Annotated in this window: 11 protein-coding genes; 9 read left to right on the forward strand and 2 right to left on the reverse strand. The window is 25.7% G+C overall.

Going from position 1 to position 11,500, the window contains the following annotated elements; genetic code table 11:
- Positions 1-12: 12 nt before the first annotated feature.
- The 3 genes from BUA70_RS03080 to BUA70_RS03090 all read left to right on the forward strand — a co-directional run bounded on the left by BUA70_RS03080 (position 13) and on the right by BUA70_RS03090 (position 2,482).
- Entirely contained in the window at positions 13-546 is a 534-nt protein-coding gene (locus tag BUA70_RS03080; protein ID WP_072892932.1) for a hypothetical protein, read from the forward strand.
- A 50-nt stretch (positions 547-596) separates the two neighbouring features.
- The gene (locus BUA70_RS03085; protein ID WP_072892935.1) at positions 597-1,031 is read left to right on the forward strand and encodes a hypothetical protein; all 435 of its coding nucleotides are present in this window, start codon (positions 597-599) and stop codon (positions 1,029-1,031) included.
- Between the two features lie 155 nt (positions 1,032-1,186).
- Positions 1,187-2,482, forward strand: a complete 1,296-nt coding sequence (locus BUA70_RS03090; protein WP_159429634.1) for a murein hydrolase activator EnvC family protein — start codon at positions 1,187-1,189, stop codon at positions 2,480-2,482.
- A 217-nt stretch (positions 2,483-2,699) separates the two neighbouring features.
- Here the strand turns inward: BUA70_RS03090 and deoD are convergent, their stop codons facing one another.
- Entirely contained in the window at positions 2,700-3,410 is a 711-nt protein-coding gene (gene deoD / locus BUA70_RS03095; RefSeq protein WP_072892940.1) for a purine-nucleoside phosphorylase, read from the reverse strand.
- Positions 3,411-3,570: 160 nt separating this feature from the next.
- Between deoD and BUA70_RS03100 the strand changes: the two genes are divergently transcribed.
- Entirely contained in the window at positions 3,571-4,311 is a 741-nt protein-coding gene (locus BUA70_RS03100; protein ID WP_072892942.1) for a class I SAM-dependent methyltransferase, read from the forward strand.
- 126 nt (positions 4,312-4,437) lie between these two features.
- Positions 4,438-4,644 carry a hypothetical protein gene (locus BUA70_RS03105; RefSeq protein ID WP_072892945.1) on the forward strand — a complete coding sequence of 69 codons (207 nt, stop codon included), beginning with the start codon at positions 4,438-4,440 and terminating at the stop codon, positions 4,642-4,644.
- 147 nt (positions 4,645-4,791) lie between these two features.
- On the opposite strand, the gene BUA70_RS03110 is transcribed toward BUA70_RS03105, so the two are convergent.
- Entirely contained in the window at positions 4,792-6,450 is a 1,659-nt protein-coding gene (locus BUA70_RS03110; RefSeq protein ID WP_083573439.1) for a DEAD/DEAH box helicase, read from the reverse strand.
- Between the two features lie 364 nt (positions 6,451-6,814).
- On the opposite strand from BUA70_RS03110, the gene BUA70_RS03115 reads away from it, so the two are divergent.
- The 4 genes from BUA70_RS03115 to clpX all read left to right on the forward strand — a co-directional run bounded on the left by BUA70_RS03115 (position 6,815) and on the right by clpX (position 11,364).
- Positions 6,815-7,642, forward strand: coding sequence for a hypothetical protein (locus BUA70_RS03115; RefSeq protein WP_072892948.1), 828 nt, complete (start codon positions 6,815-6,817; stop codon positions 7,640-7,642).
- 321 nt (positions 7,643-7,963) lie between these two features.
- Positions 7,964-9,253, forward strand: coding sequence for a trigger factor (gene tig, locus BUA70_RS03120; RefSeq protein WP_072892950.1), 1,290 nt, complete (start codon positions 7,964-7,966; stop codon positions 9,251-9,253).
- 177 nt (positions 9,254-9,430) lie between these two features.
- Positions 9,431-10,033 (forward strand): ATP-dependent Clp endopeptidase proteolytic subunit ClpP, encoded by a 603-nt coding sequence (gene clpP, locus BUA70_RS03125; RefSeq protein ID WP_072892953.1) that lies wholly within the window; start codon positions 9,431-9,433, stop codon positions 10,031-10,033.
- 35 nt (positions 10,034-10,068) lie between these two features.
- Positions 10,069-11,364, forward strand: coding sequence for an ATP-dependent Clp protease ATP-binding subunit ClpX (gene clpX / locus BUA70_RS03130; RefSeq protein WP_072892956.1), 1,296 nt, complete (start codon positions 10,069-10,071; stop codon positions 11,362-11,364).
- The last annotated feature ends 136 nt before the right edge of the window (positions 11,365-11,500 follow it).

An 11,500-nucleotide genomic window follows, 5' to 3' on the forward strand; every position in this document is an offset into this window, starting at 1 on the left:
TGAGGTGATTAAATGTTTAAACAAATTCAATATATAAAAATATATTTATATATATTTTTAATTTTATGGATTTCAAATAAAATTCTAAAGTATATTATAAAGTTTTATGAAAATAAACAAAAAAATAAAAAAAAGAAAAATTTAATTTTAAGTACAGGATGGTTAAAATCTATAAATAAAAATGATTTTCAAGAACAATGTTATAAATATTTAAGTTTATTAGGATATAAAAATATTATATTTATTGAAAATGGTTTTGAGCATTTTATATGTTATAAAGAAAAAGAAACTATTGTAAAGTCTATTCATAAGGAAAATAACAAACTAATTGAAAAAGAACATATATTAATTTTTCTTGGATATCTTATAAATAAAAATATTAATGAGGGAATTATTTTAACTAATACATCTATTGCTAAAAGCGGAGAGGAAGCTTTAGTTCTAGCTAAAGATAAAGGATATAAAATTGCTATTTGTGATGGGGAAAAAATAACAAAAGAAATAAATAAAATAAATGATTTAGAGATTTTAGAAAAGGAGGAATAGTTATATTTTCTTTAATTTTTGGAGTCTTTGGAATACTTTCTTTTTATGAATTGTTAAAATTAGTCTATAAAATAACAAATTTAACAAAAATAATAAAAAACAATTCAAAAGAGGATTTATTAATTGAGGAGCTAGAAGAACTAAATAAAGATGATTTTTATAATTGGATTATAGATTATTTTATTTTTTCAGGATTTAAAGTAAATAAAAAAATATCAAATAATCTCTTAGAAATGACAAAAGAGAAATTTAATTATGGTGTCTTAATATTAAAAGAACATATTAAAGATGAAGATTTATATTTATTAGAAAGTTTAAGTTATATTAATAATTGGGATAATTTGATAATACTAACACTACAAAAGGGAAATAATAATAAAATTTTAGAGAACATAAATCAAAAAAATATAAATATAATAAATGGAGAAATTTTTAATATTAAATATATAGATTTTATAAAAGAAAAAAGAAAAATATTTATATAGTAACGATTTTTAATAAAATAAATGAATTTTTTTCTCATAATAACCAAAAAAAATATATAATTTTTTATATTTCTTAAAAATTATCTTATAAAAAATATATAATTTGATGTATAATTAGATATTGTAAAATAATTATATAGATGGTGATAGTTATGATGAAAAATAAGCTAATTATGTTGACTATTTGTGCTGCAACTATGATTTCTGTTTTAACAGTTAATGAACCTTTAAAGGTAAGAGCGGCATCTAAAGAAAACATTGAAAATAAAATAGAATCTAATAAAAGTAAAATAAGTGATTTGGAAAGTCAGAAAAATCAAATATCAAAGGAAAAGTCTAATGAAAAATCAAAACTTGATGAGATACAAAGTAAATTAGATAGTAAAGGTGAGGAATTAGCTAAATCTCAACAAAAAGTAGATGATTATGAAAATAAAATCGATGTTGTTCAAAATAAAATATCTAAAGTAGAAAGTGAAATAGGAAAGCTACAAGAAGAAATAAAAAATGTAGAAGATGAAATTAAAGCTAAAGAAAAAGAAAAATTAGAAAAAGAAAATATGTTAGGATCTAGATTAAGAAATATTTATAAGACAAATTATACTGAAAAAATGTTAGCAGTTTTATTAAGTAGTAGAGATCTTAGTGATTTTATTTCTAAGTTTGCAAATTTTAGTAAGATTGTAAAGATAGATCAAGGGTTAATAAAAGAGGTAGAATCTATACAAGAAGATCTAAAGAAAAATGAAAAAGAACTTAATGCAAAACGAGATACTTTAAATAATGATAAAAAACAAATAGAAAATCAAAGAGAGGAACTAAAGAAAATTCAAGATGAATATTTAAAAGAAAGAGATGTTTTAGAGGGTCAAGTAAATGAACTAAAGACTTTAGAAAATGAAAAAAATAATATTGTAAATGGATTAAGTGATAAGGAAAAGGAACTTCAAAATCAAATAAGTGATTTATCTTCTTTTAATGAAAATTTAAGGAAAGAATTAGATCAAATTTTTGCAAATATAAATAGTAATTCAAGTAGTAATGGAGTTATTTCTAAAGAAAATGCAGGACAAGGGTTTATTGCCCCTGTTGTAGGAACAATAACTTGTGATTTTGGACCAAGAACCCATCCAGTTACACATAAACAGGGATTTCATACTGGGTTAGATATAGGAGTATCTTTTGGAACTCCTGTGAAAGCAGCTAAAGGTGGTATAGTTGTTAGAGCTGAATATAATAGTGTTTATGGAAATATGGTTATAATAGACCATGGTAATGGTGTTCAAAGTTTATATGGGCATTCATCATCATTATCAGTTAATAAAGGACAGAAAGTTGAACAAGGACAAGTTATAGCTTTAGCAGGGTCTACTGGTATGAGTACAGGTCCTCATGTACATTTTGAAATTAGAGTAAATGGACAACCTGTAAATCCTAAAAATTATATTTAATAAATATTAAGAATTTAATAGTTTAGATAAATTTTTCATACAAAATAGTATATTAATAAAAACAATTATATTAAAATAAATTTTTATTATGATTTTAAAATATTAAAATAAAAAATAAACACTATGAAGTTATTATATAAATAACATCTCATAGTGTTTATTTTTATGTTTAAATTAATTACAAATAATAATTAAGTAAATCTAATATATTTTATATTTATTTAAGACTAATAGCAGTATCTAATGCAGCTTCTATCATTTTTGTAAAGGTAGTTTGTCTTTCTTCTGAGGTAGTTAACTCTCCAGTTACCAAGTGGTCACTAATAGTTAACATAGAAAGTGCATTTACATTATATTTTGCAGCTAAGGTATATAAGGCAGCAGTTTCCATCTCTACCGCTACACAACCAAATTTAGCCCATATTTTCCAACTATCAGGCGCGTCATGATAAAAGGTATCAGAAGTGAATACACTTGCCACTTTAGGATTAAAGCCTTTTTCTAAAGAAATATTGTATGCTTTATTTAATAATTCAAAAGAAGCAGTAGGTGCATAATCACGACCACTAAATCTTATTTTGTTTATATTTGAATCAGTAGAAGCAGTCATTGCTATTACTAGATCTCTAACATGAACATTTTCTTTTAATGATCCAGCAGTACCAACTCTTATAAGATTTTTAACTCCATATTCAGTTATGAGTTCGTTTACATAAATTGAAATAGATGGAATTCCCATTCCTGTACCTTGAACGGAAACTTTTTTACCCTTATAAGTACCGGTAAAACCATACATGCCTCTTACTTCATTATAACATTTAGGATTTTCTAAAAAAGTTTCAGCAATAAATTTAGCTCTTAATGGATCTCCTGGTAATAATATAACTTCTGCAATATCTCCTTTTTTTGCTCCTATATGAACACTCATAAATTAAATCCCCTTTCATATTTTGATAATTTAATTATAGCACATAAATTTTAAAGAAAGATAAAAAATAATATTTATAAATTATGATAAAATATAGTTTAATAAATGATTTTAAATTGAATAGTAATGTTAAATTTTATAGTTAAAAGGAGATGTTATAATGAGTTTTTATGATAAATTAAGTGAATATTATGATATTATTTTTAAGGAGAATAAAAATACATTGAATTTTTTAATGGATGATGTAGATGATAAAATTAAGGTTTTAGATATTGCTTGTGGTACAGGTACTTATTCTATACCTTTTGCAGAGAAAGGCCATGAAATTATAGGAATAGATCTAAATGAGGAAATGATAAAGAAGGCTAATGAAAAGAAAGAGAATCTTAAAGTTAGTTTTGAAATAAAAAATATGGAGAACCTAATAAAGGATTTTAAAGAAAATGAATTTGATAGAGTTTTTTGTATTGGAAATTCTATAGTTCATTTAGAGTCTAAAAATAAAATAGAAAAGGCTTTGAAGGATATTAAAGATTTATTAAAAAATAATGGTGAACTTATTATTCAAATTATTAATTATAATAGAATTTTAAAAAAGGGAATTACTGAATTGCCTACTATTAAAAGAGAAGAAGAAAGAGTGGAGTTTATAAGAAATTATAGATATAATAAAGAAAAAAATAAAGTGGATTTTAATACAACTATAATAATCTATGATAAAAATTTAAATATAAAGAATGAGTATAAAAATTCCATAGAGTTATTACCTTTATTAAAAAATGATTTAGAAGATATGATTAAAAGAATAGGTTTTACTAAATATGAGTTTTTTGGTGATTTTAATAAGTCAAAATATATAGAAGATGAATCATATGCTTTAATAGTTAGGGCTTATAAATAATTTAATATATGTGTTTTTAAAACTAATTATTAAATATAATATTAAAAAATAATTAGTTATTAGTAAATTAAAATTTTTAATAGGTAATTTTAATAAAATAATTTTATAAAATATAAAGGAGAAAATATGAAAGATATATTTAGGGAAAGTTATTTAAAGGATGCTCCTGAGTATGAAGACTATTCAGAAAATGTAGCAGTGCTTAATAAAGAAGAGCTTAAAGAGTTAGGATTTACTTTCTGTGGTTCTAAAGGAAAATGTGGCAGTTGTAGTGGTGGGTGCTGCAATAAGGAAAATGATAAGTGTAAATCCAAATGCTGTAGTAAGAAATAATAGATACAATAAATAGAATTAAATATAAAGTGTATTTAAAGCATAAAAAAAGCATTATTGTTAAACTAATAATAGATTTTTCAATAATGCTTTATTAACTATTAAATTTTTCTGTATAATAGTTTTATAGACAACTTTTAATTTTTATTAATTTCTTGAATTATTAAAAGTTCTTCCTTTTTTTGAGTTATCTCTTCTGAAGTTTCTATTAGAACCGCCGCTTTTTTTAGAATTACCGCTTTTATTAGCAACTTCTACATTAACTCTTCTTCCGCCAAGCTTATTTCCAGAACAGCATTCTAGAACTTTCTTTGCCATATCGCTATCAACATTTACAAATGTAAAGTTTTCTAAAACATCAATATCACCGATAAGAGATGGTCTTATTTTTGATGTATCTTTTATATAATTTACAAGAACCTTAGGATTTATTCCATCTCTTCTTCCTATAGAGAAGAATAAACGAGTTTCTTCCATTGATGGTGACTCTAAAGCGTTAGTAGAATAATCCATAACAGCTTCTTTATCAAAATGTATTTTCATTAAAGCAGCTGCAACATCAACTAAGCTATAATTTTCATCAAGTTCAAGAGCCATTGGAAGGAATTTTGAAAAATCTTCTGTTTCTATAGTGGATTTAATTTTATCCATCATTCCTTGGAATTTATTAGAGAAAATTTCATCTACTGTTGGAACTGTTTTTCTTTGAATATTACTCTTAGTTACTTTTTGGATCTGCTTAAGCATAGTATATTCTTTTGGAGTAACTAAAGAATAAGCTGTACCTTCCTTATTTGCTCTACCAGTTCTACCTATTCTGTGAACATAAGATTCTACATCTTGAGGAAGATCATAATTTATAACGTGAGTAACACCTTCTACGTCAATTCCTCTAGCAGCAACATCTGTAGCAACAAGGAAATCTAAAGAACTTTCTTTAAACTTTCTTAATGTTTGCATTCTATGCATTTGAGTCATATCACCGTGCATACCTTCAACTATATATCCTCTTGCTTGCATTGAACCAACTAATTCATCTACACCTTTTTTTGTTTTGCAAAATATTATTGCAGCTGATGGTTCATCAAAATCTAATACTCTACATAAAGTTTCGAATCTATCTTTATTTTTTATTTCAAAATAATATTGTTGTATCTTTGAAACAGTCATAGAATTTTTCTTTATTTCTATAAGCTTTGCATCTTCTTTCATGTAACGCTTAGCAAGTCTTTTTATTTGAGGAGGCATAGTTGCTGAGAATAATAAAGTCTGTCTTTCCTCTGGAAGTGAACTTATTATTGCCTCTAAATCATCTATAAATCCCATATTTAGCATTTCATCAGCTTCATCTAATACTAAAAATTTTATACTGGATAATGTTAAGCTTCCTCTTTTTATATGGTCTAATATTCTACCAGGAGTACCTACTACTATATCAGCACCTCTTCTTAAAGCTTTTAACTGACGATCTATTGATTGACCACCGTATATTGGAATTATAGATAGATTCTCATATTTAGCAAGTCTTGTTAATTCTTCATTTACTTGAATTGCTAATTCTCTTGTTGGAGCTAAAATTATAGCCTTTGCTCCTTTGTCAGCTTTACATATATTATTTAATATACCACAACCAAAAGCAGCAGTTTTACCAGTTCCAGTTTGCGCTTGCCCTATTAAATCATGACCTTCTATTGCTAAAGGAATACTTTGAGATTGTATTTGAGATGGCTCCTCAAATCCTAAATCTTGTATGGCTTTTAAGATTGAATCTTTTAAGCCTAAATCACTAAATGTTAAATTGTTCATAAAATTCCTCTTTCTTTCTATTTATTTCATTATTTTAAATATCTTTTCTACTTTACGATAAAACACAAAGCTTATAATAACACAGTAAAGAATTAATATCAATTAAAATGGATTAATCATCTAATTTTGTCTTAAATCTACTTAAATTATATTAATAAAGTTAGCGAATTTTAAAGAATTGTATTTATGATAAGATAAGTTGATAAGATAAATTTCCTCAAAAAACATTATAAATTTATTAACGAAAAGAAAAATATGTTTCATTATACAACATATTTTGATTTTTTACAAAATTTATTATTAATTTACCTAGGAATAAGGTATAATATATATGTTGAATTTTTATGGATAGGAGGGAATAAATTTGCGTAAGCCTAGTATTTTTAGTAAAGAATATGAAAGAAAAATGAAAAGAAGAAAAAGAATGTTAATCATTATAGTTATAGTAGCTATAATTTGTATTTTGGCAGCATTTTTTATTAAAGTCCAAGGATTCCCTTCAGATATTAAATCAAAAATAGTATCTATTTTTAATAAATCTAAAACTGATGAAGGTAATAAAAAGGATAATAATTTATTAGAAGAAAAAAATAAGGAAGATGAAAAAGTACAAGAAGCTGCTAATAATCAAGAAGAAAATTCATCTGAAAAAGAAGAGGATAAAGAGTTTGATGTAGCTCTTTCTTCAGGTAATACTATTAAAGTAACTTATAAAGAAGATAATGGTGTAAGAATGTATGAATCAGTAGCGCCTTTAGAAAATGGAACTACCTTTAGTATAAGTCCTACACAACATTCACTTTTAATAGTAGATGGAAGTACTCAAGAATTAAAACTATTTGATCAAAATGGAAATGAAAAAGATTTAACCTTTAAAAGTTATAAAACAAGAGATGGTAGAGTTTTTACAAGAGAACAAATCTTATCATCACAACAAGGATATAAATGGTGTGAAAATGCTAAGTTCTTAGATGATAATAAAATAGTTTATTTATCTAACTTACCATGGTTTGGAACAGGAAATCTTGATACATATCTTTGGATGTTAGATCTTCAAACAGGAAATTATCAAACATTATTTAATGTAAAAGGTAAAGAGATTATTTTAGGGAATCTTACAGACAAAGGATTAGAAATAACAATAGATGGAAATTCTAAGTTCTTAACAGCAAATGGAGAACTTATTAATTAAAATCTTTGCTAAAGTCAAGTTTATATATTAAATTTTTTGTCTATAATTAATAATACCTTAATATTTTTATTAATTTTTAATGCATAATTTAGAAAATTATTTAATTAGAAAAATTGTAATAAATCAAGATAAATTTGTCGTTCTTTGAAAAATAAAAAGTTAATGATAATGTAAAATATTTATAATATTTTATTGTATTTTGATGAATAACCAATAAAATTAAAGAAATATTTGAAAGTGTAAGAAAATATATGTTATAATGGCTTAGTTAATATAAGTAAGTATTAAGATCTTATAACTGTCTTTAGGAGGAATAATACAATGGATGTTAAAATGGAAAAAATAGAGACTAATGTTGTTAAATTTGAGATTAGAGTTGAAGCAGAAAAGTTTAACGAAGCAATAAAGAAAGCTTACCATAAGAATGTTAAGAAACTTAATGTTCCAGGATTTAGAAAAGGTAAAGCTCCAATGAATGTTATTAAAAAATATTATGGAGTTGGAATTTTACTAGAGGATGCTGTAAACATTGCAATAGATACAACTTATCCAGAAGCTATAAAAGAAAATGATATTAAACCAGTGGATTACCCACAAATAGATATCGTTGAAGTTGGAGAAGGAAAAGATTTAGTTTATACTGCAAAGGTAACAGTTTACCCAGAAGTTGAATTAGGTCAATATAAAGATGTAGAAGTTAAAAAACCTTCTTATGAAGTTTCAGAAGAAGAAGTTGAAAAACAACTTAAAGCAATGCAAGAAAGAAATGCAAGAGTAGAAACTAAATCAGAAGGAAAAGTTGAAGATGGCAATATAGCTGTAATAGACTTTAAAGGTTTTGTTGACGAAGTAGCATTTGATGGTGGAGAAGGAACAGATTATCCATTAGAAATAGGTTCAGGTACATTTATAGGAGACTTTGAACAACAATTAATAGGATTAGCCGCTGGAGAAAAGAAAGACGTTAAAGTAACTTTCCCTGAAAACTATGGAAAAGAAGAGCTTAACGGAAAAGAAGCAACTTTCCAAGTAACTATAAAAGAAATAAGAGTTAAAGAATTACCAGCTTTAGATGATGAATTTGCTAAAGAAGTTTCAGAATTTGATACTTTAGATGAATTAAAAGCTGATATAAGAAAGAAAGTTGAAGAAAGCAACGAAGAAAGAGCTAAGAGAGAATTCGAAGAAGCTGTTATAAATGCAGTAGTTGATAATGCAAAAGTTGAAATACCAGAAATTATGGTAGAAAAAGAAGTTGAAGCTATGATTAAAGACCTTGAAGGAAGATTAAAATATCAAGGCTTAACTTTAGATCAATACTATGAATTCACTGGAAATACAGAAGATAAAATGAAATCTTATATGAAAGAAAGAGCTGAAAGAAAAGTTAAAACAGATTTAGTTCTAGATAAAATAGCTAAAGAAGAAAACATAGAAGTTTCAGATGAAGAATTAAAGGCTAAAGCAATGGAAGTTGCTAAGATGTATAGTGCAGACAATGCTGAAAAAATGGCTGATTTAATAATGAATGCTCAAGGTCATTTAATAAGATTAGAAGCGACTACTGAAAAAACAATAAATTTCTTAGTAGACAATTGCAAAATAGCATAATATAATAAATATAATATTTGAAATAAATGCCAGAAATCTTTCTGGCATTTATTTTAAATTCATTAACAAAAATAAAAATTTTTTATATAATTTAAATATAATAAATTTTGTTTTTTTTAAGAGGTTAGGTTATACTATATAGTATTATTTTAATTTATATTTTGAGGAGGGAGATTTATGAGTTTTGTTCCTGTAGTAGTTGAACAGACAAGTAGAGGAGAAAGATCTTACGATATATTTTCAAGATTATTAAAAGATAGAATAGTAATGTTAAGCGGTGAAGTTAATGATGCTACTGCTAATTTAGTTATAGCTCAATTACTTTTTTTAGAAAGTGAGGATCCTGATAAGGATATTTATCTATACATAAATAGTCCTGGGGGATCAATAACTTCTGGAATGGCTATATATGATACAATGGAATATATAAAACCAGATGTATCAACTATTTGTGTTGGAATGGCTGCATCAATGGGTGCATTTTTATTATCATGTGGAGCTAAAGGCAAAAGATTTGCTCTTCCAAATAGTGAGATAATGATACATCAACCTCTTGGCGGATTCCAAGGTCAAGCAACCGATATAGATATTCATGCCAAGAGAATATTAAAGATAAAATCTAAATTAAATGAAATTTTAAGTGAAAACACTGGAAAATCTTTAGAACAAATAAGTAAAGATGTTGAAAGAGATTACTTTATGGATGCTAGTGAAGCAGAAGAATATGGATTAATAGATAAAGTAATAAGAAAAAATGAAACATCTAAAAGTAAAGAATAACCTTTATTAATATAAACCTTAGTGAGGTGTAGTCGATGGCAAAATACGAAGATAAGAAACAGCTAAGATGCTCTTTTTGTGGGAAAAATCAAGACCAAGTGAAAAGATTAATAGCAGGACCTGGAGTGTATATTTGTGATGAGTGTATTGAACTATGCTCAGAAATAATTGCAGATGAATTTGAAGAAAGAGTTGAATTTGATTCAACAAGTTTACCAAAGCCTTCAGAAATCAAAAATTATTTAGATCAATATGTAATAGGTCAAGATGAAGCAAAAAAAGCTTTATCAGTAGCTGTATACAATCATTATAAAAGAATAAACTCAAACGAAATGGAAGATGATGTAGAGTTACAAAAAAGTAATATATTACTTTTAGGACCAACAGGAAGTGGTAAAACATTATTAGCACAAACACTTGCTAAATTTTTAAATGTACCTTTTGCAATTGCTGATGCCACTACACTTACAGAAGCAGGATATGTTGGGGAAGATGTAGAGAATATACTTCTTAAACTTATACAAAATGCTGATTATGATGTAGAGAGAGCTGAAAAGGGAATAATTTATATTGATGAAATAGATAAAATAGCAAGAAAATCAGAAAATCCATCAATAACTAGAGATGTTTCTGGAGAAGGTGTTCAACAAGCATTATTAAAAATTCTTGAAGGCACAGTAGCTTCAGTTCCACCACAAGGGGGAAGAAAGCATCCTCATCAAGAATTCTTGCAAATAAATACTGGAAATATATTATTTATTTGTGGAGGGGCTTTTGATGGCATTGATAAAATCATTGAAAAAAGAACAAGAAAAAGTTCAATGGGATTTGGTGCAGAAATACAATCAAGAACTGAAAAAGATGTTGGTCAATTATTAAAGGAAATAATGCCAGGAGATTTATTAAAGTATGGTTTAATTCCAGAGTTTGTTGGAAGAATTCCAATAGTTGTAACTTTAGAGTCTCTTGATAAAAATGCTTTAATAAACATATTAAGTAAACCTAAAAATGCTCTTGTAAAGCAATATAAGAAGTTATTTGAATTAGATAATGTTCAATTAGAAATAGAAGATTCAGCTTTAGAAGAAATAGCTTCTGAGGCTATTAAGAGAAATACTGGTGCTAGAGGATTAAGGGCAATTTTAGAGGAATCAATGAAAAATATAATGTTTGAAATTCCTTCAAGAGAAGATGTAGTTAAGGTAACTTTAAACGATTCTGTTATAAAGAAAGAAAAGGAACCTGACTTAACTCTATTAAAGGAAGGAGAAACAAGACCAGTTCTTAAAAAAGCAAAAGCAAAAACAAGAAAAGATATAGAAACTGCTTAATAAAGAGAAGTTAGAGCTTAAAAGCATATTTTAAGCTCTTTTTTCTTTTTAAAAACTAATTTAAAAGTTTATATAATAAAAAACTTATATTAGTTGAGTATTTATAATGTTTATATTATTATGTAAGTATTAAATT

The organism is Clostridium fallax (assembly GCF_900129365.1).
Lineage (GTDB): Bacteria > Bacillota > Clostridia > Clostridiales > Clostridiaceae > Clostridium_AH > Clostridium_AH fallax.

Bases quoted from the DNA above. Each gene is read 5' to 3' on its own strand.
- BUA70_RS03080 (WP_072892932.1), top strand. From the start codon at position 13: ATGTTTAAACAAATTCAATATATAAAAATATATTTATATATATTTTTA.
- BUA70_RS03090 (WP_159429634.1), top strand. From the start codon at position 1,187: ATGAAAAATAAGCTAATTATGTTGACTATTTGTGCTGCAACTATGATT.
- deoD (WP_072892940.1), bottom strand. From the start codon at position 3,410: ATGAGTGTTCATATAGGAGCAAAAAAAGGAGATATTGCAGAAGTTATA.
- BUA70_RS03100 (WP_072892942.1), top strand. From the start codon at position 3,571: ATGAGTTTTTATGATAAATTAAGTGAATATTATGATATTATTTTTAAG.
- BUA70_RS03105 (WP_072892945.1), top strand. From the start codon at position 4,438: ATGAAAGATATATTTAGGGAAAGTTATTTAAAGGATGCTCCTGAGTAT.
- BUA70_RS03110 (WP_083573439.1), bottom strand. From the start codon at position 6,450: ATGAACAATTTAACATTTAGTGATTTAGGCTTAAAAGATTCAATCTTA.
- tig (WP_072892950.1), top strand. From the start codon at position 7,964: ATGGATGTTAAAATGGAAAAAATAGAGACTAATGTTGTTAAATTTGAG.
- clpP (WP_072892953.1), top strand. From the start codon at position 9,431: ATGAGTTTTGTTCCTGTAGTAGTTGAACAGACAAGTAGAGGAGAAAGA.
- clpX (WP_072892956.1), top strand. From the start codon at position 10,069: ATGGCAAAATACGAAGATAAGAAACAGCTAAGATGCTCTTTTTGTGGG.